General features: G+C 72.5%; 31 protein-coding genes and 1 tRNA gene. 21 read left to right on the forward strand and 11 right to left on the reverse strand.

Annotated features, from left to right (window positions below; genetic code table 11):
• Window positions 1-151 precede the first annotated feature (151 nt).
• The 7 genes from EOE48_RS05915 (at window position 152) to EOE48_RS05945 (ending at window position 6,282) form a co-directional block, all read left to right on the forward strand.
• The gene (locus tag EOE48_RS05915; protein ID WP_127727865.1) at window positions 152-1,030 is read left to right on the forward strand and encodes a branched-chain amino acid ABC transporter permease; all 879 of its coding nucleotides are present in this window, start codon (window positions 152-154) and stop codon (window positions 1,028-1,030) included.
• A gap of 1 nt (window position 1,031) precedes the next feature.
• Complete coding sequence (locus EOE48_RS05920) at window positions 1,032-2,063, forward strand: branched-chain amino acid ABC transporter permease (protein WP_127727866.1); 1,032 nt, start codon at window positions 1,032-1,034, stop codon at window positions 2,061-2,063.
• Window positions 2,060-2,794: an ABC transporter ATP-binding protein gene (locus EOE48_RS05925; protein WP_187371322.1), complete on the forward strand. Its 735-nt coding sequence runs from the start codon at window positions 2,060-2,062 to the stop codon at window positions 2,792-2,794. The genes EOE48_RS05920 and EOE48_RS05925 overlap by 4 nt, the downstream gene beginning before the upstream one ends.
• On the forward strand, window positions 2,787-3,491 hold the full coding sequence (locus tag EOE48_RS05930; RefSeq protein WP_187371329.1) for an ABC transporter ATP-binding protein: 705 nt from the start codon (window positions 2,787-2,789) through the stop codon (window positions 3,489-3,491). Before EOE48_RS05925 ends, EOE48_RS05930 begins: the two co-directional genes overlap by 8 nt.
• Window positions 3,492-3,779: 288 nt before the next feature.
• The gene (locus EOE48_RS05935; RefSeq protein ID WP_127727868.1) at window positions 3,780-4,541 is read left to right on the forward strand and encodes a LamB/YcsF family protein; all 762 of its coding nucleotides are present in this window, start codon (window positions 3,780-3,782) and stop codon (window positions 4,539-4,541) included.
• Window positions 4,542-4,552: 11 nt separating this feature from the next.
• Window positions 4,553-5,260 (forward strand): 5-oxoprolinase subunit B family protein, encoded by a 708-nt coding sequence (locus EOE48_RS05940; protein ID WP_127728036.1) that lies wholly within the window; start codon window positions 4,553-4,555, stop codon window positions 5,258-5,260.
• Complete coding sequence (locus tag EOE48_RS05945) at window positions 5,260-6,282, forward strand: 5-oxoprolinase subunit C family protein (protein WP_127727869.1); 1,023 nt, start codon at window positions 5,260-5,262, stop codon at window positions 6,280-6,282. The genes EOE48_RS05940 and EOE48_RS05945 overlap by 1 nt, the downstream gene beginning before the upstream one ends.
• Before the next feature lie 34 nt (window positions 6,283-6,316).
• On the opposite strand, the gene EOE48_RS05950 is transcribed toward EOE48_RS05945, so the two are convergent.
• Window positions 6,317-6,955 (reverse strand): YceI family protein, encoded by a 639-nt coding sequence (locus EOE48_RS05950; RefSeq protein WP_127727870.1) that lies wholly within the window; start codon window positions 6,953-6,955, stop codon window positions 6,317-6,319.
• A gap of 103 nt (window positions 6,956-7,058) precedes the next feature.
• On the opposite strand from EOE48_RS05950, the gene ruvA reads away from it, so the two are divergent.
• Both ruvA and EOE48_RS05960 read left to right on the forward strand, forming a co-directional pair.
• The gene (gene ruvA, locus EOE48_RS05955) at window positions 7,059-7,685 is read left to right on the forward strand and encodes a Holliday junction branch migration protein RuvA (RefSeq protein WP_127727871.1); all 627 of its coding nucleotides are present in this window, start codon (window positions 7,059-7,061) and stop codon (window positions 7,683-7,685) included.
• A gap of 186 nt (window positions 7,686-7,871) precedes the next feature.
• Window positions 7,872-7,946: transfer RNA gene (locus EOE48_RS05960), tRNA-Thr, on the forward strand.
• 131 nt (window positions 7,947-8,077) lie between these two features.
• On the opposite strand, the gene EOE48_RS05965 is transcribed toward EOE48_RS05960, so the two are convergent.
• The 5 genes from EOE48_RS05965 to EOE48_RS05985 form a co-directional block, all read right to left on the reverse strand.
• The gene (locus tag EOE48_RS05965; RefSeq protein ID WP_246153983.1) at window positions 8,078-8,326 is read right to left on the reverse strand and encodes a hypothetical protein; all 249 of its coding nucleotides are present in this window, start codon (window positions 8,324-8,326) and stop codon (window positions 8,078-8,080) included.
• Between the two features lie 106 nt (window positions 8,327-8,432).
• On the reverse strand, window positions 8,433-9,032 hold the full coding sequence (locus EOE48_RS05970) for a DUF4142 domain-containing protein (protein WP_127727873.1): 600 nt from the start codon (window positions 9,030-9,032) through the stop codon (window positions 8,433-8,435).
• A gap of 232 nt (window positions 9,033-9,264) precedes the next feature.
• Entirely contained in the window at window positions 9,265-9,459 is a 195-nt protein-coding gene (locus tag EOE48_RS05975; protein WP_127727874.1) for a hypothetical protein, read from the reverse strand.
• A 93-nt stretch (window positions 9,460-9,552) separates the two neighbouring features.
• Window positions 9,553-9,825, reverse strand: coding sequence for a hypothetical protein (locus EOE48_RS05980; RefSeq protein ID WP_127727875.1), 273 nt, complete (start codon window positions 9,823-9,825; stop codon window positions 9,553-9,555).
• Window positions 9,826-9,853: 28 nt separating this feature from the next.
• Window positions 9,854-10,132 carry a hypothetical protein gene (locus EOE48_RS05985; protein ID WP_127727876.1) on the reverse strand — a complete coding sequence of 93 codons (279 nt, stop codon included), beginning with the start codon at window positions 10,130-10,132 and terminating at the stop codon, window positions 9,854-9,856.
• Between the two features lie 200 nt (window positions 10,133-10,332).
• Here EOE48_RS05985 and EOE48_RS05990 point away from each other — a divergent pair, with 200 nt between their 5' ends.
• Complete coding sequence (locus EOE48_RS05990; protein ID WP_127727877.1) at window positions 10,333-11,355, forward strand: hypothetical protein; 1,023 nt, start codon at window positions 10,333-10,335, stop codon at window positions 11,353-11,355.
• Between the two features lie 16 nt (window positions 11,356-11,371).
• Here the strand turns inward: EOE48_RS05990 and EOE48_RS05995 are convergent, their stop codons facing one another.
• Window positions 11,372-12,133, reverse strand: a complete 762-nt coding sequence (locus tag EOE48_RS05995) for a hemerythrin domain-containing protein (RefSeq protein ID WP_127727878.1) — start codon at window positions 12,131-12,133, stop codon at window positions 11,372-11,374.
• A gap of 71 nt (window positions 12,134-12,204) precedes the next feature.
• Window positions 12,205-12,489 (reverse strand): hypothetical protein, encoded by a 285-nt coding sequence (locus tag EOE48_RS06000; protein ID WP_127727879.1) that lies wholly within the window; start codon window positions 12,487-12,489, stop codon window positions 12,205-12,207.
• Between the two features lie 233 nt (window positions 12,490-12,722).
• Here EOE48_RS06000 and EOE48_RS06005 point away from each other — a divergent pair, with 233 nt between their 5' ends.
• The 3 genes from EOE48_RS06005 to EOE48_RS29095 all read left to right on the forward strand — a co-directional run bounded on the left by EOE48_RS06005 (window position 12,723) and on the right by EOE48_RS29095 (window position 13,878).
• Window positions 12,723-13,187 carry a low affinity iron permease family protein gene (locus EOE48_RS06005; RefSeq protein ID WP_127727880.1) on the forward strand — a complete coding sequence of 155 codons (465 nt, stop codon included), beginning with the start codon at window positions 12,723-12,725 and terminating at the stop codon, window positions 13,185-13,187.
• A gap of 81 nt (window positions 13,188-13,268) precedes the next feature.
• The gene (locus EOE48_RS06010; protein WP_127727881.1) at window positions 13,269-13,502 is read left to right on the forward strand and encodes a hypothetical protein; all 234 of its coding nucleotides are present in this window, start codon (window positions 13,269-13,271) and stop codon (window positions 13,500-13,502) included.
• A 211-nt stretch (window positions 13,503-13,713) separates the two neighbouring features.
• A complete protein-coding gene (locus EOE48_RS29095; protein WP_187371323.1) occupies window positions 13,714-13,878 on the forward strand; it encodes a hypothetical protein in 165 nt (54 codons plus the stop codon).
• Between the two features lie 9 nt (window positions 13,879-13,887).
• On the opposite strand, the gene EOE48_RS06015 is transcribed toward EOE48_RS29095, so the two are convergent.
• Window positions 13,888-14,904 (reverse strand): SDR family oxidoreductase, encoded by a 1,017-nt coding sequence (locus tag EOE48_RS06015; protein WP_127727882.1) that lies wholly within the window; start codon window positions 14,902-14,904, stop codon window positions 13,888-13,890.
• Between the two features lie 200 nt (window positions 14,905-15,104).
• Here EOE48_RS06015 and EOE48_RS06020 point away from each other — a divergent pair, with 200 nt between their 5' ends.
• The 4 genes from EOE48_RS06020 to EOE48_RS06035 all read left to right on the forward strand — a co-directional run bounded on the left by EOE48_RS06020 (window position 15,105) and on the right by EOE48_RS06035 (window position 18,931).
• Window positions 15,105-16,049 carry an ABC transporter substrate-binding protein gene (locus EOE48_RS06020; protein ID WP_127727883.1) on the forward strand — a complete coding sequence of 315 codons (945 nt, stop codon included), beginning with the start codon at window positions 15,105-15,107 and terminating at the stop codon, window positions 16,047-16,049.
• A 20-nt stretch (window positions 16,050-16,069) separates the two neighbouring features.
• Window positions 16,070-16,843, forward strand: coding sequence for an ABC transporter permease (locus EOE48_RS06025; RefSeq protein WP_127728037.1), 774 nt, complete (start codon window positions 16,070-16,072; stop codon window positions 16,841-16,843).
• The gene (locus EOE48_RS06030) at window positions 16,843-17,637 is read left to right on the forward strand and encodes an ABC transporter ATP-binding protein (RefSeq protein WP_127727884.1); all 795 of its coding nucleotides are present in this window, start codon (window positions 16,843-16,845) and stop codon (window positions 17,635-17,637) included. Before EOE48_RS06025 ends, EOE48_RS06030 begins: the two co-directional genes overlap by 1 nt.
• Window positions 17,638-17,698: 61 nt before the next feature.
• Window positions 17,699-18,931, forward strand: coding sequence for an NAD(P)/FAD-dependent oxidoreductase (locus EOE48_RS06035; protein ID WP_425463627.1), 1,233 nt, complete (start codon window positions 17,699-17,701; stop codon window positions 18,929-18,931).
• 7 nt (window positions 18,932-18,938) lie between these two features.
• Here EOE48_RS06035 and EOE48_RS06040 read toward each other — a convergent pair whose 3' ends face one another.
• Complete coding sequence (locus EOE48_RS06040; RefSeq protein WP_246153985.1) at window positions 18,939-19,232, reverse strand: helix-turn-helix domain-containing protein; 294 nt, start codon at window positions 19,230-19,232, stop codon at window positions 18,939-18,941.
• Between the two features lie 274 nt (window positions 19,233-19,506).
• On the opposite strand from EOE48_RS06040, the gene EOE48_RS06045 reads away from it, so the two are divergent.
• The 4 genes from EOE48_RS06045 to EOE48_RS06060 all read left to right on the forward strand — a co-directional run bounded on the left by EOE48_RS06045 (window position 19,507) and on the right by EOE48_RS06060 (window position 24,817).
• A complete protein-coding gene (locus EOE48_RS06045) occupies window positions 19,507-19,995 on the forward strand; it encodes an META domain-containing protein (protein WP_127727886.1) in 489 nt (162 codons plus the stop codon).
• 138 nt (window positions 19,996-20,133) lie between these two features.
• Window positions 20,134-21,285, forward strand: coding sequence for an ABC transporter substrate-binding protein (locus EOE48_RS06050; protein ID WP_127727887.1), 1,152 nt, complete (start codon window positions 20,134-20,136; stop codon window positions 21,283-21,285).
• A 236-nt stretch (window positions 21,286-21,521) separates the two neighbouring features.
• Window positions 21,522-24,146, forward strand: coding sequence for a TIGR02302 family protein (locus tag EOE48_RS06055; RefSeq protein ID WP_127727888.1), 2,625 nt, complete (start codon window positions 21,522-21,524; stop codon window positions 24,144-24,146).
• Between the two features lie 458 nt (window positions 24,147-24,604).
• On the forward strand, window positions 24,605-24,817 hold the full coding sequence (locus tag EOE48_RS06060) for a hypothetical protein (protein ID WP_127727889.1): 213 nt from the start codon (window positions 24,605-24,607) through the stop codon (window positions 24,815-24,817).
• Window positions 24,818-24,820: 3 nt separating this feature from the next.
• Here the strand turns inward: EOE48_RS06060 and mobA are convergent, their stop codons facing one another.
• Window positions 24,821-25,441 (reverse strand): molybdenum cofactor guanylyltransferase MobA, encoded by a 621-nt coding sequence (mobA, locus tag EOE48_RS06065; protein WP_127727890.1) that lies wholly within the window; start codon window positions 25,439-25,441, stop codon window positions 24,821-24,823.
• Window positions 25,442-25,443 lie beyond the last annotated feature (2 nt).

Raw genomic sequence — 25,443 nt, forward strand, 5'->3', positions numbered from 1 at the left:
TGGCGCCCTTCAAAACGGCTCCGACTTTTCCGGAAGCGCCGCCCCCTCTCCCGGCTCGCTCCGCTCGCCACCCTCCCCCGCGGAGGGGGGAGGGTCATGCCCGCGCGCATCACCGGCCCCGGCCCCGCCGCCCCCACCCGGATCCCCCAGCATGACAGCGCAAGCCCTGGCACAAGTCCTCGCGAGCGGCCTCCTGATGGGGCTGATCTACGCCCTGATCGCGGTCGGGCTCTCGCTCATCTTCGGCCTGATGGACGTGGTGAACTTCGCCCACGGCGAGTTCCTGATGCTCGCGATGTACGCGACCTTCGGCCTCGTCGTGCTCACCCATCTCGACCCGATCGTGCTGATGCCGGTCGTCGTCGCCCTGCTGTTCGTCCTCGGCGGCTGCGCCTATCTCGGCGTGGTGCGGTTCGCCATGCGGGCGAAGGCCAACCAGGGCATGGTGCAGATCTTCGCGACCTTCGGCCTCGCGATCCTGCTCCAGGGCGCGGCGCAATACGCCTTCGGCACCGATTACCGCAACGTGCCGGGCTCGTGGCTCGGCGGGCGCACCCTCGACGCCGGCGGCGTGTTCCTGCCCTGGCCGCAGATCTTCGGCGCGGTGGTGTCGCTCGCGGCCTTCGGCGGCCTGCACCTCCTGATGAGCCGGACCGATTTCGGCCGGGCGCTCGAGGCGACGCGCGAGGACCAGGGCGCGGTCGCGCTGGTCGGCATCGACCGCAACCGGGTCTTCGCCCTCGGCTGGGGGCTCGGCGCCGCGCTCGTCGGCCTCGCCGGCGCCGTGCTGGCGGTGTTCTACTACATCCACCCGCAGGTCGGCGCCTCGTTCGCGCTCATCGCCTACGTCACGGTGGCGCTCGGGGGCTTCGGCAGCGTCGGCGGCGCCCTCGTCGCCGGCATCGTGGTCGGGCTCGTCGAAGCCTTCACCGCCGTGATCCTGCCGCCGGCGATGAAGTCGGTCGGCGTCTACGCCCTCTACCTCGCGGTGGTGTTCGTGCGGCCCCAGGGCCTGTTCGGAAGGCTGTAAGATGACCTCGACCACCCTCGCCGCCGTCCCGGCGGCCTCCCCCGAGGCCGGCTTCGCCGCCCGCCGCCGCCGCAAGCTCCTCGTCGCCGCGGTCGTCTTCGCCGCCATCGCCGCCCTGCCCTACGGCATCACCGACGTCTACCTCCAGAACGTCCTGATCCTGACCCTGATGTACGCCGCGCTCTCGCAGAGCTGGAACATCTTAGGGGGCTATTGCGGGCAGATCTCCCTCGGCCACGCGCTGTATTTCGGCATCGGCGCCTACGCGACCAGCGTGCTGTTCGTGAATTACGGCATCGTCGCCTGGGGCGGCATGCTGGTCGGGGGCGTCCTGTCGGCCCTGGTGGCGCTGGCGCTCGGCTGGCCCTGCTTCCGGCTCGCCGGGCACTACTTCTCGATCGCCACCATCGTGATCGCCGAGATCGGCCTGCTGCTCGTCCACAACTGGGACTTCGTCGGCGGCGCCATGGGCATCCAGTGGCCGTTCAACCCGGATTCGTGGTGGACGCTCCAGTTCGCCCGCGACAAGGTGCCTTACGTCCACTTCGCCCTCGGGCTCTTCGCGGTGGTGTGGTTCGTCACCTACCTCATCGAGGATTCCCGCTGGGGCTACTGGTGGCGGGCGGTCAAGGACGACGCCCAGGCGGCCGAGAGCCTCGGCGTCGAGGTGTTTCGCTCCAAGATGGCGGCGGCGGCGGTCTCGGCCTTCTTCACCGCCATCGGCGGCGGCTTCTACGCCGCCTACGTCTCCTACATCGACCCCGAGAGCGTGATGAGCTTCCGCTTCTCGCTGCTCTTCGCCTTGCCGGCGGTGCTCGGCGGCATCGGCACCCTGTGGGGGGCGCTGGTCGGGGCCGCGATCCTGATCCCGCTCACCGAGATCAGCCGGTCCTACCTCGGCGGCACCGGCAGCGGCATCGACCTGATGCTCTACGGCGTGCTGGTCATGGCGATCGCGCTGGCCCGCCCCGAGGGCATCCTCAGCCTGTTCCGCCGCACCCGCAGCGCCCGCAACCAGGAGGCGACGCCGTGAGCGACGACGCGATTCTGCGCATCGACAACGTCACCCTGCGCTTCGGCGGCCTCGTCGCCAACCGCGACGTCACCCTCGACGTGACGCGCGGCGAGATCCTCGGCCTGATCGGACCCAACGGCGCCGGCAAGTCGACGCTGTTCAACCTCATCTCCGGGACCTACCAGCCGAGCGCCGGGCGGATCCTGTTCGAGGGCGAGGACATCACGCGGCTGCCGGCGCCGGAGCGCTGCCGGCGCGGCATCGCCCGCACCTTCCAGGTGCCGCGCTCGTTCGACTCGATGAACGTGGTCGAGAACGTCATCGTCGGCGGCCTCGCCCGGCACCCGGGGGCCGCCGCGGCCCGCCGCGCGGCGATCGAGACCCTCGACTTCGTCGGGCTGAAGCACCGGGCCGACGCGGTGGCCGGGGAACTGACCCCGCCGGAGAAGCGCCGGCTGGAGGTCGCCCGGGCGCTGGCCACCGGCCCGCGCGTCCTGCTGCTCGACGAGGTGCTGACCGGCCTGACCCCGAGCGAGGCCCGGGCCGGCGTCGAGCTGATCCGCAAGGTCGCCGAGCGCGGCGTCACCGTCATCATGGTCGAGCACGTGATGGAGGTGGTGATGCCGCTCGTCCACCGCGCCGTCGTGCTGCATCTCGGCCGCGTCCTCGCCCAGGGGCTGCCGACCGAGGTGGTGCGCGACGAGGCCGTCATCACCGCCTATCTGGGGGAGCGCCACCGTGCTGCTTGAGGTCCGCAGCCTGTCGACGGCCTATTCGGGCCTGCTGGCGATCCAGGACATCTCGATCGACGTCGCCGAGAACGAGATCGTGGTGGTGGCCGGCGCCAACGGGGCCGGCAAGTCGACCCTGCTCAAGTCGATCGCCGGCATGGAGCGTCCGCGCTCCGGCTCCGTCACCCTCGACGGCGCCCGCCTCGACGGGCTGCCCGGCCACGTCATCACCCAGAAGGGCGTCGCCTACGTGCCCGAGAACAAGCGGCTCTTTCCGCGCCTCTCGGTCGCCGACAACCTGCGGCTCGGCAGCTACCTCCACCGCGCCGCCGCCGACCGCGAGGCGCCGCTGGAGCGGGTCTTCGCGCTGTTCCCGCGCCTCAAGGAGCGCCTGCCGCAGCGCGCCGGGACGCTCTCGGGCGGCGAGCAGCAGATGCTCGCCATCGGTCGCGCCCTGATGACCCGCCCGCGCCTCCTGATGCTCGACGAGCCGTCCCAGGGCATCATGCCCAAGCTCGTCGACGAGATCTTCGACGCGATCACGACCATCCGGGCGACCGGCGTGACGATCCTGCTGGTCGAGCAGCGCCTCGCCGAATCGCTGTCGATCGCCGACCGCGCCTACGTGCTCCAGACCGGCCGCCTGATCCTCCAGGGCCCCGCGGCCAACCTGCGCGACGATCCGGAGGTGCGGCGGGCGTATCTGGGGTTGTAGGGCCGCGCCCCGACCCTCCCCCCTCCGCGGGGGAGGGTGGCGAGCGGATGCGAGCGCAGCGGGACGAAGTCCCGCCGAGAGGGGAACGCGACAGTGCCGGAGGTGGCGCACGTCACGACGGTCGCGACCTCTCCGAAAACGTGGTTCCCCTCTCCCGCCCGGCATCCGCCGGGCACCCTCCCCCGCAGAGGGGGGGAGGGTTATGCGTGGCCCCCTTCCCTCCCGCACCGGCACCGCCTCATCTCTCCTTCCGGCCCCCGCCGCGCATCCCCATCCACGGAGACGCCCATGCCCTCCATCGACCTGAACTCCGACCTCGGCGAAGGCTTCGGCGACTATCGCGCCGGCGACGACGCCGCGATGCTGTCGGTCGTGACCTCGGCCAACGTCGCGTGCGGCTTCCATGCCGGCGACCCGCAGATCATGGCCGCGACCTTCGCGCTGGCGAAGGAGCGCGGCGTCGCCGTCGGCGCCCATCCGGGCTACCCGGACCTGTGGGGCTTCGGCCGGCGCACCCTCCCCTACACGCCCGCCGAGGTCGAGCGCCTCGTCGCCTACCAGGTCGGCGCCGCGCAGGGGCTGGCGGCCTATGCCGGCCACCGCATCACCTACGTCAAGGCGCACGGGGCGCTCGGCAACCTCGCGGCGGTCGATCGCGGCGTCGCCGACGCCATCGCCCGGGCGGTCAAGGCGGTCGATCCCGGCCTCGCCCTCCTCGCCATCGCCCTGTCGGCGCAGGCGGCGGCCGGCGAGGCCCTGGGGATCGAGGTCCACCAGGAGATCTTCGCCGACCGGGGCTACACCGAGGCCGGCATGCTGATCCCCCGCGGCCAGCCCGGCGCGATGGTCACCGACCCGGACGAGGCCGCCGAGCGGGTGCGCACGATGGTCGAGGAGGGCGCGATCGTCACCGCCTCCGGCCGACGCCTGCCGACGCCGATCCGCTCGATCTGCGTCCACGGCGATTCCGCCCACGCGGTCGCCACCGCCCGCGCCGTCCGCGCCCGGCTGGAACGGGCCGGAGTCACCCTGGCACCGTTCCGGCCGTGAGCGCGCCCGCCATGCGCCTGCTCGATGCCGGCGAGGCCGCGCTCGTGGTCGAGTTCGGCACCACCGTCGATCCGGCGATCAGCGACCGGGTGCTCGCCCTCGACGCGGCGTTGCAGGCCGACCCGCCCGCGGGCCTGCGCGAGACCGTGCCGACCTACCGCTCGCTGATGGTGCATTACGACCCACTGGTGCTCGACCGAGCGGCCCTGGCCGAGCGGGTCGGGGCGCTCGCCGACCGCCCCGCCGCGGCGCGGGCCGCCGCGGCGACCTGGACCCTGCCGTGCTGCTACGACCCGGTGGTCGCCGAGGATATCGGCGCCGTCGCCGATCTCGTGCGCAGGAGCGTGGCCGAGGTCGCGGCCCTGCACGCGGGGGGCGCGTACCGGCTCTACATGTACGGTTTCGCTCCCGGCTTCGCCTATCTCGGCGGGCTGCCCGAGGCGCTCGCCGTCTCGCGCCGGGCGACGCCGCGCCCGCCGCACCCGGCGAACGCCGTGATGATCGGCGGCGGGCTCGCGGCGGTCGCGACTTTCTCGATGCCGACCGGCTGGTACGTCGTCGGCCGCACGCCGATGCGCCTGTACCGGCCCGGCCAGGACGACCCGTTCCCCGTCGGCGTCGGCGACGTCCTGCGCTTCGAGGCGGTGGATGCCGACACCTTCGCGGCCCTCGACCGGCGCGCCGAGGCCGGCGAGGTCGTCGCCCGCAAGGAGGCGTGATGAGTCCGGTCTTCCTCTCGGTCCTGGCCGCCGGCCAGGGGGCGACGCTCCAGGATCACGGGCGCCACGGCTGGCTGCGCTACGGCATCACCGCCGCCGGCCCGATGGATCCCCTCGCCCACGCCACCGCCAACCGCGCGCTCGGCAACCCGGCCGGCGCCACCGCCCTGGAGATCCCCCTCGGCGGCATCGAGCTGACCGCCGAGGGCGGGCCGCTCGGCGTCGCGCTGGCCGGCGGCGCGTTCCGGATCGCCCTCGACGGCAACCTGGTGCCGCCGGGCGCCGCGCTCACCCTGCGGCCGGGCGAGAGCCTGACGGTGCGGGCCGGCCGCGCCGGGGCGTGGCTCTACCTCGCGGTCGCCGGCCGGATCGACGTGCCGGCGATGCTCGGCTCGACCGCGACCCACACCCGCTCCGGCTTCGGCGGGTTCAGGGGCCGCGCGCTCCAGGCCGGCGACCGGCTGCCGGTCGCGAACGCGCAGCCCGGCCCGGGCGAGGTCTGCACTCTCGTGGCGCCCTGGCTCGACCGCGACCCGGGCGAGATCCGCGTCGTGCTGGGCCCCCAGGACGATTACTTCTCGCAGGACCAGATCGCAGCCTTCCTCGAACGCCCCTGGACCGTCACCGCCAAGGGCGACCGGATGGCCTGCTTCCTCGACGGCACGCCGCTGACCCACGCCAAGGGCTACAACATCGTCTCGGACGGCATCGCCATGGGGGCGATCCAGGTGCCGGGCGAGGGCTGGCCGATCGTGCTGATGGCCGACCGGCAATCGACCGGCGGCTACCCGAAGATCGCCACCGTGATCGGTCCCGATCTCGGCCGCCTCGCCCAGGCGCAGCCCGGCACCCGCCTGCGCTTCGCCGCCGTCGGTGTGGCCCAGGCGGTCGCCGCCCGCCGGGCCGAGGCCGAGGCGCTGGCCGGCCCGATCGCCCTCGACCCGCTGGTGCGCACCGACTTCCCGTCCGAGTTCCTGCTCGGCCGCAACCTCGTCGGCGGGGTGGTCGACGGGCGGGCGTGATGCGGGGTCCGGAAGACGGCGTCCGGATCCCGTATCACGGCTCGGCCTTGAACTCTCCGGCGAGCCGCAAGGTCACCTCGTCCCCGAGCTGCGGCGCGTAGGCGCTGACGCCGAACTCGGACCGCTTGAGCACCGTGCGGCCCTCAAACCCGACCGTGTAGCGATGGTCGAGCGGATGCGGACCGGCCAGCGTGAAGGTCACGTCGAGTACCACCGGCTTCGTCACGCCCTTGAGCGTCAGGTCACCGGTGACCCGGGCGGTGGTCGGGCCGGTCGGCTCGACCTGGGTGCTGGAAAAGCTCGCCTTCGGGAATCGGGTGCTGTCGAAGAAGTCGGGCTCGCGCAGGCGCTGGCTCAGCGCCTCGCCCACGCCGCCGATCTCCGACACGGCGACCTCGGCGGCGAGCCGGCTGGCGGCGGGCGCCTTCGGATCGAGGGTCAGGGTCGCGGCGACCGCGGTGAACTGGCCGTAGAAGACCGAGAAGCCGAAATGGCTCAGCGACCACGTGATCGTGCCGTGGGCCGGGTCGAGGACGTAGCGCCCGGGCCGGACCTGGGTCGGGTCGGCGCTCGGGCCGGCGGGCGGCGCCGTCTGCGCCGGGGCCGGTGCGGCCGCCCACAGCCCCGCGAGGCAGAGGGCCGCGCGGGAGAGACGCAGGGTCGCGCGCTTCATGCAGTCACCTTGTCGGTCGGTCGGGCTTGGCCGATATCGGCGCGACCCCATCCCATGAACCCGGACGCGGCTCAAGGACGGGCGCGAGGAGCACGACGACGCGATGATCGGCAAGCTGAAGGGCGTGGTGGATTCCTACGGCGAGGATTTCGTCATCCTCGACGTGCACGGCGTCGGCTACGTGGTGCACTGCTCGGCCCGCACCCTCCAGCGCCTGCCCTCCGCCGGCGAGGCGGCGGAACTCTCGATCGAGACCCATGTCCGCGAGGACATGATCCGGCTCTACGGCTTCCGCTCGGATCCGGAGCGCGAGTGGTTCCGCCTGCTCCAGACCGTGCAGGGCGTCGGCGCCCGGGTGGCGCTCGGCGTGCTGTCGGCGCTCGAACCCGGCGACCTCGCCACCGCCATCGCCACCGGCGACCGCACCGCGGTCGCCCGCGCCCCCGGCGTCGGCCCCCGGCTCGCCGCCCGCCTCGTCGCCGAGCTGAAGGACAAGGCCCCCGCCTTCGCGCCGGTCGATCCGGCGCTGATCCAGCTCACCGGCGCCGTCGAGGCCCGCACCGCGCCGCAGCCGGTCGCCGACGCGGTCTCGGCGCTGGTCAATCTCGGCTACGCCCAGGTCCAGGCCTCGGCCGCGATCGCCGCCGTGATGCGCGAGGCCGGCGACGCCGCCGCCGCGATGGAGGCCAAGACCCTGATCCGCCTCGGCCTGCGCGAACTCGCCCGCTGACCCCGCCGTGGCCGGTGCGCCACGGCCGGTCCGCGGCCCGGTTTTTCGCGATTGCAATGCCGAAACCGATCCGCTAAAGCCCCACTCGTGTTCGGCGCTGCACCGCCTCGGACCCCTCGCCCGGCCCTCCTGCACAGGATGGCGGCTCCGGCGAACGGGTTGTTCCGGAGGATCGCAGGCCGGCCGGCCGTTGTAGCTCAGTGGTAGAGCGCGTCATTGGTAATGACGAGGTCGGGAGTTCAATCCTCCCCAGCGGCACCATCTCTTCCCTGCGAAAAAGCCGGATCGTATCGCGAGAGGCGCATGTTCATGCGTGTCGCTCGTCGCCTGGGGTGTCCGGTCGATCGCTTCAGGCCACCGCAAGCTTTCGCGGATGCGCAGATCGGGTTCGCTCAGACCAGCCGCAGCCCCTGCCGGGCGAGGTGATCGGGCACGCCGCGGCGCACGAGGCGCTCGCGGCGGGCCTGATGGGCCCGCCACGCCGCCTGCGCCTCGGCGGCGGCGAGGACCGGACGGGTCCACTGGTCGAGCCAGAACAGTTGGATCGCGAGGCCGAGCAGGATCGTCTGCTCCACGAGATGCTGCGAGGCAGCCAGCACGCGCCGGACCTGCTCCTCCAGGCCCGGCAACTCCGCGTCCATCATGGCTCCGCCGTCTTTCGTGACGCCGCCGCGATACGATCGGCGGGCCTGACCTAGCAGATTTCGTGCCGCCACGCCGGCCCGACGGCATCCCGGGCTGGGCGGCTCAGTCCTTCAAGTCCGCATCGATGTCCTTGAGCAGGGCGAGATGTTCCCTGATTTGACCCCGCGCGAGCTTCGCGACGGCGAGATTCTCGCGATCCTTGCCCGAGGCGAGGTAATCCTCCTGGATCTTCAGCAACGCCTGATGGCCCTCGATCTGGCCGCGGATGTATTCGCGGTCGAAGGCGCTGCCGGCCTTGGCCTGTTCGAGCTTGTCCAGCATCGCCTTGCCCTTCGGGTCGAGCTGGCCCGTCACCTCGGGCTCGGAGGGCGGCTTCACGCTGCCGCTCGCCGCGGTGGCCGGATCGCGCATCGCCTTGAGCACGTCGGCGATGGTCTCCTGCTCGGCGACCTCGAAGCGGGCGAACTGCTTCACGTCGTCGTCCTTGGCCTTCTGCAGCGCGACCCGGCTCGCCGCCAGCGACATCGCGCCGGCCGCGAGGGTGTCGGCCGCGTGCTTGGCCTCGGCATCACCCATGCGGGCGCCGGTATTGCCGGTGGCCTGGGTCACCGCGCTCGGCGGGTTCTGGGCCATCACGCCGCCGGAGAACGGCGCGAGCGCGATCACGGAGGCGAGGGCCACGAGGGCGGGATGCCGACGCATGGAGTCAGACCTTTCGATGGAGATTCCCGGGTTCGGGATACTCCACCAACGTATCTGGAGAGACGCGGTTTCAGCGTCGCGGTAGCCCGGACCCGGTCGCGCGGGCCGTCATACGAAATCCGATTGATTGCTTCGCAATGCGGATTTCGGCTTCGCTCAGGTGTGTGGAGCCGAAGGCTCCACCGCGCGGGCTTGTGATACGCGATCCGGAAGGAATCTTCCGGATAGCGTATCATCCCTCCGCCTTATCGGCCTGTCCCTGCTTGGCGCCGCCGGCGGGATCGGTCGCGTCCTCGCCGGAACCGTCGGGGGCGTCGCGGCCCTGCGGCGTCAGGCGGGGAGCCGCGATGTCGGCCGGCGTCGCGGCGGATCGCGGCTTGCGGGGGGCGGCGCCGTCGTCGTTCGTCGGGGTCGGCTTGCTCGTCATCGGCACGGTCTCCCGGGGAGCGGACGGCCCGACGGTCTTCCGAAAAGAAAAGGGGCCGGACGAGGCCGGCCCCTTCGATAGGTCGTGTCGGGTTCAGCGGGCGCCGGTGGCCGGGCCGCTGCTGGTATTGGCGCCGCCGCTGTGGCCGCTGGTCGAGACGTCGGTCGCCATCGGCGCCGCGCCCGGGGTCGTGACGGTGCCGGTGGTCGCCGGCATGTCGCGGCCGGGCATGCCCTTCTCGGCGTTGCTCTTCACGCTGGCCGGGTTGTTCATGTTGTTCTCGGCGCTGCCCGGCATCGCCGACTGGGCGAAGGCGGTGCCGCCGAGGGCCAGGGCGGCCGCGAGGACGAGGGCGGTCGTACGCATGGGGATCTCCTGTCGAAGAATGTCCCCTCTAACTCCCGCCGGCGGGGAAAGGTCCGCCCGCCGGTGAGCCGGCGGCGTCGAGTGCGCCGCGGACGTAGCCGCGGGAGATCAGGCGGCTGTTGCGGCGGGTGCGGCGCTCGGCCTCCATGAGGTCGGCGAGGGCGTCGGTGATCGCACAACGCAGGGCGAGGCCGGGATCGCCCGAGGCGAGCACGAGGTACGAGGCGGCGATCGTCTCGACCGGGCATCCCGCGGCGGGCGGCGAGACCGGGTCGGCAGTGGGGGCGGCGTGTCGTACATCCGGCATCGGGCTTCGCTCCGGGCGAATCGGCTGGAACATAGAGTGAACACGCCACGGGGCGAACGGTTCGGTCAAGATCGCCGGCGCCGGAAGCCGCGACCGGTCGAACCCGCCGCAACCGGTTTCCGGACGGTTAAACATTCCGTGCCTAGATCGGTCGAAGCCTGCCGGTCACCGGTCTCCGGCGCGGATTGCGAGGTGCGACAGTGTCCCAGCGCGGAGATGGTCCGACCCGTCCGCTGCTGCGGATGCCCCTCCTGGCGGCAACGGTCCTCGCCGGCCTGACGGTGTCGGCCGAGGCCGCCCGCTCGCCGCTCCGCACCGCCCTGGCGACGCAGGGCGGCTGCGGCGCGCATCGCGCCCTGGTCGAGCAGCGCCTCGGACCGCTCGATGCGGCGGCCGTCTTCCCGAGTCAGGTGTCCGATCCGCACGAGGACCTGTTCGGCAAGCCGGCCGATCTCTGGACCGAGGCCGACATCCGGGACGCGCTGGCGGTCTACGCCGCCTGCGAGGACCGCGAGCAGGGTCCGCCGCTCGTCGGCAAGGCCACCCCGCGCCCGGAGACCGCACGGCTCGAACGGATGCTGCGCCGTCTCATCGCCCTCAGCCAGGCGAAGGATGCGGCCGAGGACCAGTCCGAGCGGTCGTCGGGGCCCCCGCCCGCGCGGCCTCCCGGGAAGGCCGACGCCCAGCCGCGCGAACGCCGGGGCACCGCCTTCGCGCCGAATCACGCGACCGCCCCGATCGTGGATCCGTTCCAGGAGAAGCGGGGCGCGGCAGGCCCCGTGCCGGCAGGCGGGCCCGATGACGGCGACGTGGCGGCGAGCCTCACCGGCGGTGCGGGCCAGGCCGCTCAAGCCGTCACACAAGTCGCCAGCGCCGACGCCGCAGCGGCGATCGGTCCGGACGCCGCCCTGAGGCAGGCCGGCCAGGGCGGCGACAGGGCCCGATTGCCCGGCGCCCGCGCCCCGTCCGGCCTGGCTCTGGTGCCCCCGCCGCCGGTCTGCGCGCTGACGCTGGCGGGGTTCCGGCAGGTGCGCGCCGAGATGCCGGTGCGGGAGGTCGAGGCGACGATCGGATGTTCGGGCATCCTCGACACCGCGACCCTGATCCCGGGCGTCGGCGAGATCGAGATCTACAACTGGACCGACGAGCGCACGAACGCCCGGATCACCATGACGTTCTACGACAAGCGCCTGAAGCGGAAGTCGCAGCGCGGCCTCGACTGATCCCGGCGCCGCGCCGTCAATGCGTGATCTGGTGCGGCGCGATCGGGTCGCTGGCCGGGAAGGTCTCCTCGGTCGCCTCGTCGAGGAGCGCATCCCGGCGGCGGGCGGGATCCTCATCGGGCCGCCGGGACGACGGAGCCGCGGCGGCGAGACCGGCGCGCGGCCGCCCGCGTCCGGGCCCGGAGGATGCGGCACCTCCTGTCCGCGACCGCGACGCGCCGGCCCCGCGCAGCAGGCCGCTGCGCCACGCCAGCAGCCCGAGCCCAATCGCCGCGGCGGCGACGCTGGCGCCGAGCAGGATCTCGCCGCCGACGCCGGGAAGCGCGTGCCGCCGGTCCCGCAGGGCCTGCATCCGGGCGCGGATGTAGGCCGAGGCGGCTGCCTGCTCCTGCTGCGGCGAGAACCGGGCCCGGGCGAGCGGGACCATTTCGTGTCCGTGGCGGTGCAGGTGCTGGTCGAGCCGGAACGTCGCATCCTCGAACGCATCGAGCCAGCCCGCGACCCGGTGGCGGGACAGCGCCTCGACCTGCCGCAGCGCGGCGGCGTGCTCGTCGCGCAGGGACCCGACCAGATCCCGGGCCCGGCCGTCGGCCTCGGCCAGCGGCGTGAGCAGGCCCGCCTCGACGGCCGCGCCGTGGGCGTGCAACTCGTCGAGCAGATCGGCCAGCAGGCGCTCGCGGCTGCGCACGACGCCGCGCCCGTTGAGCGCGAGCGGGATCTCGCGGATCAGGTCGGCGATGTTCGCGTGGTCGCGGGAGATCAGGTGCCAGACATCCATGACGCATACCCTTCCGGTGACGCGGTCCAACTCGCACCGGTCGGGGCGCGTTCCGTTCGCGCCGGGGCCGATCAGCGCCGGCCGCGGATCGATCCGGTGGCGTCGAGGCTGGCCGCGGTCGTGTTCGCCGGCCCGAGCACGACCTGGCAGGCGGAACTGATGCGGACGTAGTTCCGGCGCAGGCACGATTCGATCCGCGCCTCGCTCGGGATGTCGGCGGCGCACAGGCGCATGGCGTCGGACATGCACGCCATCCGCTCCTGCTCGGTCCCCTGCGCCCGGACCTCCGCCCCCGGCAGGAGCAGCGCCGCGAGGCCGGCCCCCGTCGCCCAGACTGCCCATCGTGCCCGCGACATCCCGTTCTCCCAAATCGCTCAGAAATCGGCCCCGATCGGTCAGCGTGCGGACCGCGACGGGTCGGCAGGGAGCGTCAGGGCCTGGATTGCCGGACAACGCCGCTGCGATGCCGCGGTTCACCACCCGCATGACTTTGCGACAGTCGCCCCCTCCGACCCGCGCCGCGCTGCGGCAACCGTCCCGGCGCCGCGGCAGTTGAGGCCAGTGCAGGGGCCAAGCGCGAGGCTGTTCGATGTCGCCCAGCAGGACGTTCACCACCCTCGCGTCCCGCGTCGCCCACGCGGCGGGACGACCGGCCTCGTTCGCCGTCAGCCTCGTCGTCATCCTGGCCTGGGCGGCGAGCGGGCCCCTGTTCCATTACTCGGACACGTGGCAGCTCATCATCAATACCGGCACGACGATCGTCACCTTCCTGATGGTGTTCCTGATCCAGAACACCCAGAACCGCGACGGCGCGGCGATCCAGGCCAAGCTCGACGAACTGATTCGCACCAGCGCGGCGCAGAACCGCTACATCGGCATCGAGAGCCTGACGGAGGAGGAGCTGGCGGATCTGCGGACGCGCTGCGCCAGCCGCGCCCAGGTCAGCCTGCTCGACGAGGCGCGTCAGGCGGCGGACGAGGCCGAGGATGCGGCCCACCGCCGCGCCGCCGCCGCCGCCGAGCGCGCCTCCGGGCTGCCGACCTATCCGCGATGACGCGGGGCGTCGGCCGGGACGCATCGTCTTCTCGCCACGATGGCGCGGCAGGGAGCGGCCCGGTTGCATGGATGCCGTCGAATGGATGTCGTGGAGCAGCGCGAGCAGGCGCAGGCCGCCTGGGAATTCGCGCTCGCGCATCTCGTCAAGAAGGGATGCGAGGAAGAGGTGGCGCTCGAGACGATGGCGGACGTCGCCTTCCGGACCTACGCCGACCGGCAGGGCCCGGTGGCGGCCGTCAACCTGTTGCGCCTGATGGCCCAGCAGATCGAGGACGACCACCGCCGGAGCCTGACCGCGCTGGTCTACGGATGATACGATTTTCGGACGATCAGTTCCGAAGATCGTTTCACCGGCCCGCGCGGCACTTGAGCGAAGCCGGTTTCCGCATTGCGAATGCGATCCGCCAGGATCGCCCGAAGCAACCGACCGGAAACCGGATGAGGCGGTTCCGGGCGCCGCCGCGCAAGCTTGGCGAGGCCCCGATCCGGCCTCATGCTCGCCGGCGGAACCGGGAGGAGCGGGAATGAGGGGCATTCTCGGAGCGGCGATCGTCGGCGGAGCGGTGCCGGCCGGCCTCGTCCTGCTCCTGGACGGCGGCCTGCCGTTCGCCCTCCTGATCGCGCCGTTCACCGCCAGCGCCGCGGCGCTGCTGACGGCCGCCCGCCTGTCCACCCGCTCCCGGGCCTGAGCCGCCTCGTCAGGACGGCCGGTCGCGTCGGCGGGCCGCGAGCCACGCCGCCCCGGCGACGAGGGCGAGGCCGGCACCCGCGAGGCCGGCGCGCAGCGACCGCGGATCGGCGGCGACGACCCGTCCGATCGCCCGGTCGCCGAACCGGCCGCGGGCGCCGTGGTCGCGCTCGCGGTCGACCGGCGCGTCGAGGTTGTCGGGCCGGTCCGGCCGCGCCGGCTCGTCGCTCATCTCGCCGTCGTAGCCGTGGCGGGCGAGGTAGCGGTCGACGAGTCCGGGCGCCGCCATCGTGCCGAGGATCGCCTTCCAGGCCGGCGTGCCGATCCATAGCTCCCGCGGCGCGGCGAGCGCCGCCTCGACGATCCGCTCGGCGACCGCCTCGGGCGTGAAGATCGGCGGCACCGGCTGCGGCCGGCGCGGCAGCCGCGAGCGCGCCCAGTCGAATTGCGGCGTGTCGACCGCCGGCAACTGCACCATGGTCAGCCGCACCCGGCTGCCGTCGTGCAGGAGCTCGCTGCGCAGGCTGTCGGCGAAGCCGCGCACCGCCGCCTTGGCAGCGCAGTAGGCCGATTGCAGCGGGATCGAGCGGTAGGCGAGCGCCGAGCCGACCAGCACCACCGTGCCGCGATCCTGCCGGCGCATCTGTTCCAGCGCCGCCAGCGTGCCGTGGACCTGCCCGAGATAGGTCACCGCGGTCACCCGGGCGAACTCCGCCGGGGTCGTCTCCTGGACCGGCGCGTAGACCGTCGCCATCGCGTTGTTGATCCAGACGTCGATCCCGCCGAAGGCCCGCGCGACGATCCGAGCGGCATCCCTCATCGCCTCGGCATCGGCGACGTCGGCGACGACGCCGCGGGCCTCGCCGCCGGCGGAGCGGATCTCCCTCACCGTCGCCTCGACGCCGGCCTCGCCGCGGGCGATCACGCCGACGTTCCAGCCCCGGCGTCCGAACGCCAGAGCCACCGCCCGTCCGACCCCGGCGCTCCCTCCGGTCACCACCACGGTGCGGGCTCTCTGTGCTGCCATGTTCGTCGTCCTGACGCTGCGTCGATGCGGCTGACAACGCTCCGGTCGCGCGTCGGATGCCTGCCGGCGGCGGAATCGCTGACCCTGGGTGCGCGAGCCCGCATTGCCGACCGGGAAGGCACTCTGCCTGCTAATATGTCTATACAAAACGGGGACCTGCCGGTACGACTGGCCTCCGTCCGACGGGCGGGAGACGGGTCATGAGGGCGGTCGTCACGGGTGTGTTTGCCGCGGCCATGCTGGCGGCGTTGCCGGCTACGGCGCAGGAGACGAAGGTCACGATCGGGATCAGCGGCTGGACCGGCTTCGCGCCGCTCACGCTGGCCAAGGAAGCCGGGATCTTCAAGAAGAACGGCCTCGACGTCACCATCAAGAAGATCCCGCAGGCGAGTCGCCACCTCGCGATCCGCTCCGGCGACGTGCAATGCGCCGCAACCACGGTCGAGACCTGGGTGGCGTGGAACGCCAACGGCGTGCCGACCAAGCAGATCTTCCAGCTCGACAAGTCGTTCGGCGCCGACGGGATGGCGGTGCGCAACGACGTGGCGTCGATCAAGGACCTCAAGGGCAAGACCGTCGCCGCCTCGGTGCCCGGCACCTCGCCCTACTTCGCGCTCGCGTGGTTCCTCAAGGAGAACGGCCTGAGCCTGAAGGACGTGAAGGTCGTCAACCTCGAGCCCGGTCCGGCCGCCCAGGCCTTCATCGCCGGCCAGAACGACGCCGCGATGAGCTACGAGCCCTACCTGTCCTCGGTCCGCGCCGCGCCGCAATCCGGCAAGATCATCGCCACCACCCTCGACTACCCGATGGTGATGGACACGTTCGGCTGCACGCCGGAATTCCTGGAGCAGAACCCCAAGGCCGGCAAGGCGCTCGCCGACAGCTACTTCGAGGCCCTCGACCTCATCGCCAAGGATCAGGCCAAGGCGTTCGAGACCATGGGCGCCGACGTCAAGCAGACCGGCGAGGCGTTCGGCAACTCGGCCAAGTTCCTGCGCTGGCAGGACCGCGAGGCCAACAAGGCGTTCTTCAACGGTCCGATCCAGGATTTCTCCAACAAGGCGGCCGACCTGCTGCTGGAGATCGGCGTCATCAAGCAGAAGCCGGACATCGCGACCCTGTCCGACCCGCGCTACATCCAGTAAGCGCCTCCATGCCGCTGCTCCTGCGTCCCCTCCAGCCGGTCGGCCGGTCCGCGCGCCTCGTGCTCGGCCTGTCGTTCTTCGTGCTGTTCGTGCTCGCCTGGGCGGTGGCGACCCTCGGCGGCTTCGTCCCGCGCACCTTCCTGGCCGATCCGGTCACGATGGTGCAGGACGGCTGGCTGCTGCTGACCCGGTTCGGCTTCCTGTCGGACATCGGCGTCACGGTGTGGCGGGTGGTCGGCGGCTTCGTGCTGGCGGCGCTCGTCGCGGTGCCGCTCGGCGTGCTGATGGGCGCCTACAAGCCGGTCGAGGCGTTCTTCGAGCCGTTCGTGTCCTTCGCCCGCTACCTGCCGGCCTCGGCCTTCGTGCCGCTGCTGATCCTGTGGGCCGGCATCGGCGAGACCCAGAAGCTCCTCGTCATCTTCATCGGCTCGGTGTTCCAGATCATCCTGATGGTCGCGGTGACGGTCGGCAACACGCGGCGCGACCTCGTCGAGGCGGCCTACACGCTGGGCGCCCGGGATTCCGGCATCATCCGCCGGGTGCTGATCCCGGCCACCGCCCCCGACATCGCCGAGATCCTGCGCCTCGTCCTCGGCTGGGCCTGGACCTACGTCATCGTCGCCGAGCTGATCGGCTCGTCGTCGGGCATCGGCCACATGATCATCGAGAGCCAGGCGCTGCTCGCCACCGGCCAGATCATCTTCGGCATCATCGTGATCGGGCTGATCGGCCTCGTCTCCGACTTCCTGTTCAAGGCCGCCAACCGCCTGCTGTTTCCGTGGAAGCTCGCCTGATGCCTGAACCCGTCGAGGTGTCGATCGAGGGCGTGTCGCGGGTGTTTCCCGGCGCCGGCGGCCGGGCGCCGGTCCAGGCGCTGTCGCCGACCGACCTCACCGTCGCCAAGAACGACTTCATCACGGTCCTGGGGCCGTCCGGCTGCGGGAAGTCGACGCTGCTGCGCATCGTCGCCGGCCTCGACCGCCCGAGTGCGGGCCGCGTCCGGGTCGGCGGGCGCGAGGTGCGCGGGCCCGGCCCCGATCGGGGCATGGTGTTCCAGTCCTACACCCTGTTCCCGTGGCTCACCGTCGCCGAGAACGTCGCCTTCGGCCTGCGCGAGCGCGGCGTGCCGGCGGCCGAGCGCCGGGAGATCGTCGCGGCCTATCTCGACAAGGTCGGCCTGCGCGGCTTCGCCGAGCACTACCCGAAGCAGTTGTCGGGCGGCATGCAGCAGCGCACCGCCATCGCCCGGGCGCTCGCCAACGACCCCGAGATCCTGCTCCTCGACGAGCCGTTCGGCGCCCTCGACAACCAGACCCGCGGCCTGATGCAGGAATTGCTGCTCGGCATCTGGGAGCGCGAGCGCAAGACCGTAATCTTCGTCACCCACGACATCGAGGAGGCGATCTTCATGGCCTCGCGGGTGATCGTGATGAGCGCCCGCCCCGGCCGCATCAAGTCCGACGTCGCCGTCGATCTCGATCACCCGCGCCACTACACCGTGAAGACCAGCCCGGAATTCTCCCGGCTCAAGGCCCGGCTGACGGAGGAGATCCGCGCCGAGGCGGTGCTGGCCGCCGAGGCGCATTGACGGCGGCCCGCGGGGCGGCGACGGTCTGCGCCCCTTGCATCCCAACCCGAGGCCCGTGCCCGTGTCGCTCCAGAACGTCGTCGTCGTCGGCACCGGCCAGGGCAGCTTCCAGCTCGCCGCCTCCCTGCGCGAGGGCGGGTTCCGCGGCAGCCTGACCCTGGTCGGCGACGAGCCCGGCCTGCCCTACGGCCGGCCGCCGCTGTCGAAGGCCTATCTCCTCGGCAAGACCGACGCCGCCGGCCTGAACCTGCGCCCGCCGGCCTTCTACGACGAGCACGGGATCACGGTCCGCTCCGGCGAGCGCGCGACCGCGATCGACCGCGACGGCCGCCGCGTCGTCCTCGCCTCGGGCGAGTCGCTTCCCTACAACCACCTCGTGCTGGCGACCGGCGCACGCAACCGCCCGCTGCCGGTCCCCGGCGCCGACCTGTCGGGCGTGCACCAGTTGCGGACGCTCGCCGAGGCCGACGCCCTCAAGGCGGCGCTGGCGCGGGCCGGGCGGGTCGCGGTCGTCGGCGCCGGCTTCATCGGGCTTGAATTCGCGGCAGTCTGCGCCGCCAGGGGCGTGCCCGTGACGGTGATCGAGGGAGCGCCGCGCCCCCTCGGCCGCGCGGTCTCGGCCGAGATGGCCGCGTTGGTCGAGCGGACCCATGTCGCCGCCGGCGTCGCGTTCCGCTTCGGCGCCGCGGTCACGGCGATCACCGGGACGGGGCGCGCCACCGGCGTCGCGATGGCGGACGGCGAGGCGGTCGCGGCCGACCTGATCCTCGTCGGCATCGGCGTGCTGCCGAACCAGGAGATCGCCGAGGCGGCCGGCCTGCCGGTCGCCAACGGCATCGCCGTCGACGCGATGCTGGCGACGCCCGATCCCGCAATCTCGGCGCTCGGCGACTGCGCCGCCCATCCCTCGCCCTTCGCCGACGGCGCCCGGGTGCGGATCGAATCGGTGCAGAACGCCGTCGACGGGGCCCGCTGCATCGCCGCTCGCCTGCTTGGCCGGCCGGCGCCGTTCTCCGCCGTGCCGTGGTTCTGGAGCGACCAGGGACCGATGAAGCTGCAGATGGCCGGCCTCGCCGCCCCGCACGACCGCGCGGTGACCCGCGGCGACCCGGAGCGCGGCGGCGTTTCGGTGTTCTGTTACCGCGGCGGCCGCCTCGTCGGCGTCGAGTCGCTCAACCGCCCCGCCGACCACATGATCGCCCGCCGGCTGCTCGCCGCCGGGATCGGCCCGTCGCCGGAACAGGCCGCCGACCCGGCCTTCGACCTCAAGGGCTTCGCGGCCGGGCCGCGCTGAACCGGCCTCAGCGGTCGTTCTCGGTGGTGAGGTCGTCCGGGTGGATGCCGTCGTCCGGCTCGCCCTCGCCCCGCAGGGCGGCGCCCGGATGGGCGCCGCCGGTGAAGCGCACGCCCGCCGCGAGAAGCGCCCCGCGGATCGCCTCGGCCTGTTCCGGCGACGGCGGGTAGCTGCCGTCCTCGAAGCCCTGGATCGCCCGGGCATCGACGTTGGCGCGCAGCGCCAGATCCGCCTCCGACCAATTCAGCAACTCCCTGCCCCGGCGCGCCTGTGCGGCATTGATCCCGTCTGCGCTGCTCACCGCCTGCGTCCTTCCGCTGGTGCCGTCCGGTCCGAACCCGAAAAGGGGTCGGACGTCGCTCGTTCAACGGACGGCCCCCGCATTCGTTGCCATTCCGCCAAGCTTCCGAGCGAAACGGCCGAGCTTACGGTCAAGCTTCTGCAAAAATACAACAGTCGTGACGAAGTGTGATCTTGGCAACGGCCCGAAGGCCGCTTCGGGCGGGGCCGCGGCTTGCGCGGCCGGCGGGGCCTCCCGTAAAACGATGCCCAAACGACGCACGATGGGGAACAAGATGAGGTTTGTGCAGGCCGCCGCCGCGGCCGGCGCCTTCGCGCTGGCACTGTCCGCCACCCAGGGCCACGCCCAGTCGCTGACCGGCTTCGGCCAGAAGGCCCGCGACAAGCCGAGCGAGAAGCAGTACGTCCCCTCCGCCAAGGCGCAGGAGAAGATATTCCCGCTCGACTCGACCTGGACGGCGGTCAGCCTCAACGGCAAGTCGTTCGCCGGCGGCGAGCGGCCGAGCTTCATCATCGACAAGCAGTACCGCGCCCGCGGCTTCGGCGGCTGCAACACCTTCGCGGCGACCGCCTTCCCGCTCAAGGAGCAGCACCTCGCGGTCGGGCCGCTCGCCCTGACCAAGAAGAACTGCGACAAGGGCATCGGCACGGCCGAGATGCAGTTCCTCACCGCCCTGCGCACGTCCGGGCAGTGGGACATCGTCGGGTCGCAGCTCGTCATCAAGACCCAGGCCGGCGAGTTGCGCTTCGAGCGCGCGCTGTGATGTGAGCAGCCGGGCGCTACGCCGCCCCGGCTTCGACCCTCTCCCGCGTTTACCCGCGCGGTCTCCTGATCTAAGCAGCCTTCGCCGCGGGATCCGACCCGCGGCCACCGGTGCGGCCGAGATAATCAGGAGGAAACGATGCGTGGGGTGTCGAGGAGGACGCTGCTGGCGGCAGCTTTCGTCGGGAGCGCCGCGGTCGGCGCCCAGACCGCGGCCCAGGCCCAGGACAAGACCCCGGTCAAGCTCGGGGCGATCGAGATCCTGACCGGCCCCAACAGCCGCTACGGCATCGCGATCCAGCGCGGCTTCGACCTCGCGCTGGCCGACGTCAACAAGGCCGGCGGCGTGCTCGGCGGCCGGCCGCTCGCCGTCACCTACGAGGATTCCGCCGGCTCGAAGGAGCAGGCGCTGAACGCCGCCCGCAAGCTGATCGGCCGCGACAAGGTTCCGCTGATCCTCGGCCCGACCCTGTCGAACGAGATGTTCGCCGCCGGCCCGGTCGCCAACGAGCGCAAGGTGCCGATCGTCGGCACCTCGACCACCGCCAACGGCATCACGGCGATCGGCCCCTACGTCTTCCGCACCTCGCTGCCGGAAGCCGACGTGATCCCGGTCACGCTCAAGACCGCGCAGCAGAAGTTCGGCATCAAGCGCGTCGCCGTGATGTACGGCAACGACGACGCCTTCACCAAGTCGGCCTACGACGTCATGAAGGCGTCGCTGGAGAAGCTCGGCATCGAGGTCCTCACCACCGAGACCTTCGGCTCCAAGGATTCCGACTTCTCGGCCCAGCTCACCAAGATCAAGGCGCTGAACCCCGACGCGATCGTGCTGTCGGCGCTGGTCGAGGCGGCCTCGGGCATCGAGCTGCAGGCGCGCCAGCTCGGCATCGACCCGAAGGTGTTCTTCATCGGCGGCAACGGCCTGAACTCGCCCAAGCTCGGCGACATCGCCGGCACCGCCGCCGACGGCACCCTCGTCGGCAGCCCGTGGTTCGTCGGCAAGACCGACCCGGCCAACCAGGCCTTCGTCGCCGCCTTCAAGGAGAAGTACAACGGCGACCTGCCCGACCAGTTCGCGGCCCAGGCCTACGACACCGTGCACATCGTCGCCAAGGCGATCGACGCCGCCGGCGCGCCGGACTCGGAGAAGATCAAGGACTCGCTCATCAAGGTGAAGCACACCGGCGTGATGGGCCCGTTCTCGTTCTCCGACACCCGCGACCCGGCCGACACCTCCGGCGTGGTCGTGCTGGTGATGAAGGGCGGCAAGTTCCAGCTCCTCCAGTGATACGACATCCGGACGATCACGTTCGGACGTCGTATCACCAGCCCGCGCGGCGCGTGAGCGAAGCCGATTTCCGCATCGCGACAGCGATCCCGCAGGGATCGCCGAGCGATCGATCGAAAATCGTATGATGCGTCGCCGCCCGGGCGCGGTCGCGCCTGGGCGGATTTGACTCGCTGGCCGGCTCTGGCCACCGTGCTAGCCTCGTCGGATCGGCGATCCGCAGCGGGGAGCAGGGCATGAGCGCAGTCGAGCCGGACACCGCCGCGAGCCGCCCCACGGAGCCGGGCCCGGCCGCCGACCGCCACCTGCGCGCCCGCCTCGACCGTCTCGTCGCCCTCGCTGGCCGGGCCGCCCTGTGGGAGCAGGCGTGGCCGGTGCTGTGGCGCGGCCTCGCGGTCGTGCTGGTGTTCCTCACCGTGTCGTGGCTCGGGCTGTGGCTCGACGCCTCGCCGCTCCTGCGCATGGCCGGCCTCGGCCTGTTCGTCCTCGCCCTCCTGGCGGCCCTGTTCCCGCTCGTCCGGCTGCGGACCGGTTCGCGCGCCCAGGCGCTCGCCCGCATCGACCGCGATGCCGGCCTGCGCCACGGCCCGGCCCGGGCGCTCGAGGACACCCTCGCCATCGGCCAGGGCGATCCCGCCACACGCGCCCTGTGGGACCTGCACCGCCGCCGCGCCGCCGCGGCGGTGAACGCCCTGCGCGTCGGCCTGCCGAGCCCCGGCATGGCCCGGCGCGACCCGTTCGCCCTGCGGGCCGGCTGCCTGCTCGCCGCGGTGGCGGCGGCCTTCGTCGCCGGCCCCGAGGCCGGCGAGCGGGTGCGGGCGGCGTTCGACTGGCGCGGCCCGGCCGCCGCCGCGCCGTCGTTCCGGGTCGACGGCTGGATCGACCCGCCGCTCTACACCCGGATGCCGCCGCTGATCGTGACGCTCGCCGAGGCCGAGCAGCGCCTGCGCGCGCCGGTCAACGCCACGCTGGTGGTGCGCATCGCCGGCCAGGGCGACGCCACGGTCACGCCCGGCGCCGGCCTCAAGCCGCTGCCGCCCTCGGCGCCACCGCGGCCCGACCTGCGCGAGGAGCGCTTCACCCTCACCGGCGGCACCGCCGACGTCACCGTGCAGACCGGCCTCGTCAGCCGCCACCGCCTCGTGGTCGAGACGATCCCCGACCACCCGCCGGAGATCGCCTTCGCGGGCCCGCCGGAGGCCAACGGCCGCGGCACCTTCACGATCGCCTACACGGCCAGGGACGATTACGGCATCGCCTCGGCCGAGGGCGCGGTCGAGCCGCTGGCGCGCACCCGCCCGCTGGTGGCGCCGCCGCGCCTCGCCCTGTCGCTGCCCGCGGACGCGCAGGGCGGCCGCGAGACCCGCACCCTCGTCGACCTCACCGACAGCCCGTGGGCCGGGGCGCGGGTGAACCTGACCCTGGTGGCGAAGGACGAGGCCGGCCAGGAGGGCCGCAGCCCGACCCAGACCGTCACCCTGCCGGGCCGGTTCTTCGCCAAGCCGCTGGCGCGCTCGCTCGCCGAGGAGCGCCGCCGCCTCGTCCTCGATCCCGACGGCGGACGGCGCCGGGTGCAGGCCTCCCTCGACGCCCTGCTGATCGCGCCGGAGCGGTTCACCCCGGAATGGGGGGTTTTTCTCGGCCTCAAGGACGCCGCCCGGCGCCTGCGCGCCGCCCGCGACGACGCGGCCCTGGTCGAGGTCGCCGACTGGCTGTGGGCGATGGCGCTCCAGATCGAGGAGGGCGACCTCTCGGATGCCGAGAAGGCCCTGCGCGCCGCCCAGGACCGGCTCAAGGAGGCGGTCGACCGCGGGGCCCCCGACGAGGAGATCAAGAAGCTCGCCGACGACCTGCGGCAGGCGATGGACCGGTTCCTCAAGGAATTCGCCCAGCGCATGCAGAAGGAGCAGCAATCCGGCTCGCCGCAACAGCAGCAGCAGGCCGACCGCACGATCACGCCCGACGACCTCGACCGGATGCTGAACCAGATGCAGGAGGCGATGAAGCGCGGCGACGTCGCCGAGGCGCAGCGCCTGCTCGACCAGCTCCGCGGCATCCTGGAGAACCTCCAGATGGCGCAGCCGGGCTCGCGGATGTCGGATCCCGCCGCCCGCGAGATGAGCCGGCAGATGCAGGATCTCGAAAACATGGCCCGCGAGCAGCAGGGCCTGCGCGACGAGACCTTCCGCCAGGGCCAGGAGCGCCGCTTCAACCGCAACCAGCCCGGCCAGCAGGGCGACCGGCAGCAGAACGGCCAACGCGGGCGCCAGCAGCAGGGACAGCAGGGCGGCCAGCAGCCCGGCGACCAGCCCGGCCAGCAGGGCCAGCGCCAGCAGGGGCAGCAGGGCCAGGGCGGCGTCGGCGAGCGCCAGCAGGCCCTGCGCCAGCGCCTGGAGGAGTTGCAGAAGCGGATGAAGGAGCTCGGCATGCAGGGCGAGCAGGGCCTCGCCGATGCCGAGCAGGCGATGCGCGACGCCGAGCAATCCCTCGGGCAGGGCCAGGAGGGCAGCGCCGTCGACGCGCAAGGCCGCGCCCTCGAAGGCCTGCAGCGCGGCACCCAGGGCATGGCCCAGCAGATGCAGCAGATGGGCCAGGACGGCGATCAGCCCGGCGAGGGCCAGCAGCAGGGCCAGGGTCAGCCGGGCCAGCCCGGCCGCCAGGGCGCCCGCGACAACGACCCGCTCGGCCGCCCGACCCGCAACCGCGACTATTCCGACGGTCGCGTCCGGGTGCCGACCGCCGACGAATCCGGCGTCGAGCGCGCCCGGCGCATCCTGGAGGAGCTGCGGCGCAAGCTCGGCGACCCGAACCGCGCCCGCGAGGAGCTCGACTACTTCGAGCGCCTGCTGCGCCGGAACTAAATGGAAACTCGCTGCAAACGACTGGTTTTGTAGTCGAAATTTTGAGCGCGGGATCCCCTCTCCCGGGTGGGAGAGGGGAGCCGCGCCACGATGAAAGCCGCCTTCCACGGTTGCAACGGCTGCAGGCGGACCACCGCCCGGTTTCATCCGCAAGGGACCGCAAAGCCGGTGTGCAACTGATACCGACGATCGTTGAGAACGACCTTCGATACGGTTTTCGGACGATCCGTTCCGAAAGCCGTATCACCAGCCCGCGCGGCGCACGAGCGAAGCCGAAATCCGTGTCGCGTGGCGATTGCACGGCAATCCCCACGATCCCGGGAGGACCGCCGAGCGATCCATCGGATTTCGTACGGTTCCGTTCTCGGATTTTCGTCGAGCCCGAGGTCCCGAATGCGGAAATCGCATGATCCGCCGGACGCCCCCGCGCGGCCTCAATGCCGTGCTGTGATGCCGGGATGACGGACTGGAACGACCCCGCCCGGCTGGTGTCCTGGCCGAACGACGACGCGACCGGCGACGAGCCCGAGACCGTGACCCTGCGCGAGGCGGTGCTCGCCGCGAGGCGCCTCTCCGACCGGCGCACTGCCTGGATCATCACCGCCAACGGCCACATCCTGCGCCCCGGCGAGATCGAGGCGCTGGTCGCCGAGCTGCCGCCCGACGTGTGAGGATCAGGACGCCGCGAGCGCCCGCTCCGCCGCCGCGAGCTCCTCCGGAGTGTTGAGGTTCAGGAACGGATCGACCGGCTCGACCGGCCACGCGGCCTCCGCCGCATGGTGGCGGGCGATCCACATCCCGACCCGGCGCAGGCCGCGCTCGACCAAGGCCGCGCGCAGGTCGTGGCGCAACGCCACCGCGAACACGCCGGTCACGAGGTGCAACTGCCCGCCCGAGGCCGCCACCGCGACCTCGACCCCGTCCCGCTCCCGCGCCGCGTGCAGCCGCGCGACGAGGTTTTCCGGCAGGAACGGCGTGTCGCCGGCGGCACTCGCCACGTAGGTCACGTCGGGCCGGTGCGCCGCCGCGTAGTCGAGGGCGGCGAGAAGTCCGGCAAGCGGCCCGGGCGCCCCCGCCACCGTGTCGGCCACCACCGGCCCGGTGAAGCCGGCGAAGCGCGACGGATCGCCGTTGGCGCTGAGGACGAGGCCGGCCGCGCATTGCGGCCGCAGCCGCTCGGCCACCCGGTCGAGCAGCGTGCGGCCGCCGAGGCGCAGGAGCGGCTTGTCGCCGCCGCCCATCCGCCGCGACAAGCCGCCGGCGAGGATCACCCCGAGGGTCGGCGGGCCCGACACGG

It is taken from the genome of Methylobacterium oryzihabitans, assembly GCF_004004555.2.
GTDB lineage: Bacteria > Pseudomonadota > Alphaproteobacteria > Rhizobiales > Beijerinckiaceae > Methylobacterium > Methylobacterium oryzihabitans.

Coding starts and splice junctions, on each gene's coding strand:
- EOE48_RS06015 (WP_127727882.1), bottom strand. CDS start 14,904: ATGGCAGCACAGAGAGCCCGCACCGTGGTGGTGACCGGAGGGAGCGCC.
- EOE48_RS06060 (WP_127727889.1), top strand. CDS start 24,605: ATGACGGACTGGAACGACCCCGCCCGGCTGGTGTCCTGGCCGAACGAC.
- EOE48_RS06005 (WP_127727880.1), top strand. CDS start 12,723: ATGTCGCCCAGCAGGACGTTCACCACCCTCGCGTCCCGCGTCGCCCAC.
- EOE48_RS05950 (WP_127727870.1), bottom strand. CDS start 6,955: ATGAAGCGCGCGACCCTGCGTCTCTCCCGCGCGGCCCTCTGCCTCGCG.
- EOE48_RS06045 (WP_127727886.1), top strand. CDS start 19,507: ATGAGGTTTGTGCAGGCCGCCGCCGCGGCCGGCGCCTTCGCGCTGGCA.
- EOE48_RS05920 (WP_127727866.1), top strand. CDS start 1,032: ATGACCTCGACCACCCTCGCCGCCGTCCCGGCGGCCTCCCCCGAGGCC.
- EOE48_RS05940 (WP_127728036.1), top strand. CDS start 4,553: ATGCGCCTGCTCGATGCCGGCGAGGCCGCGCTCGTGGTCGAGTTCGGC.
- EOE48_RS05945 (WP_127727869.1), top strand. CDS start 5,260: ATGAGTCCGGTCTTCCTCTCGGTCCTGGCCGCCGGCCAGGGGGCGACG.
- EOE48_RS05980 (WP_127727875.1), bottom strand. CDS start 9,825: ATGCGTACGACCGCCCTCGTCCTCGCGGCCGCCCTGGCCCTCGGCGGC.
- EOE48_RS05970 (WP_127727873.1), bottom strand. CDS start 9,032: ATGCGTCGGCATCCCGCCCTCGTGGCCCTCGCCTCCGTGATCGCGCTC.
- EOE48_RS06010 (WP_127727881.1), top strand. CDS start 13,269: ATGGATGTCGTGGAGCAGCGCGAGCAGGCGCAGGCCGCCTGGGAATTC.
- EOE48_RS06055 (WP_127727888.1), top strand. CDS start 21,522: ATGAGCGCAGTCGAGCCGGACACCGCCGCGAGCCGCCCCACGGAGCCG.
- EOE48_RS06050 (WP_127727887.1), top strand. CDS start 20,134: ATGCGTGGGGTGTCGAGGAGGACGCTGCTGGCGGCAGCTTTCGTCGGG.
- ruvA (WP_127727871.1), top strand. CDS start 7,059: ATGATCGGCAAGCTGAAGGGCGTGGTGGATTCCTACGGCGAGGATTTC.
- EOE48_RS05915 (WP_127727865.1), top strand. CDS start 152: ATGACAGCGCAAGCCCTGGCACAAGTCCTCGCGAGCGGCCTCCTGATG.
- EOE48_RS05995 (WP_127727878.1), bottom strand. CDS start 12,133: ATGGATGTCTGGCACCTGATCTCCCGCGACCACGCGAACATCGCCGAC.
- EOE48_RS05965 (WP_246153983.1), bottom strand. CDS start 8,326: ATGGACGCGGAGTTGCCGGGCCTGGAGGAGCAGGTCCGGCGCGTGCTG.
- EOE48_RS05975 (WP_127727874.1), bottom strand. CDS start 9,459: ATGACGAGCAAGCCGACCCCGACGAACGACGACGGCGCCGCCCCCCGC.
- EOE48_RS29095 (WP_187371323.1), top strand. CDS start 13,714: ATGAGGGGCATTCTCGGAGCGGCGATCGTCGGCGGAGCGGTGCCGGCC.
- EOE48_RS06020 (WP_127727883.1), top strand. CDS start 15,105: ATGAGGGCGGTCGTCACGGGTGTGTTTGCCGCGGCCATGCTGGCGGCG.
- EOE48_RS06030 (WP_127727884.1), top strand. CDS start 16,843: ATGCCTGAACCCGTCGAGGTGTCGATCGAGGGCGTGTCGCGGGTGTTT.
- EOE48_RS05935 (WP_127727868.1), top strand. CDS start 3,780: ATGCCCTCCATCGACCTGAACTCCGACCTCGGCGAAGGCTTCGGCGAC.
- EOE48_RS05985 (WP_127727876.1), bottom strand. CDS start 10,132: ATGCCGGATGTACGACACGCCGCCCCCACTGCCGACCCGGTCTCGCCG.
- EOE48_RS06000 (WP_127727879.1), bottom strand. CDS start 12,489: ATGTCGCGGGCACGATGGGCAGTCTGGGCGACGGGGGCCGGCCTCGCG.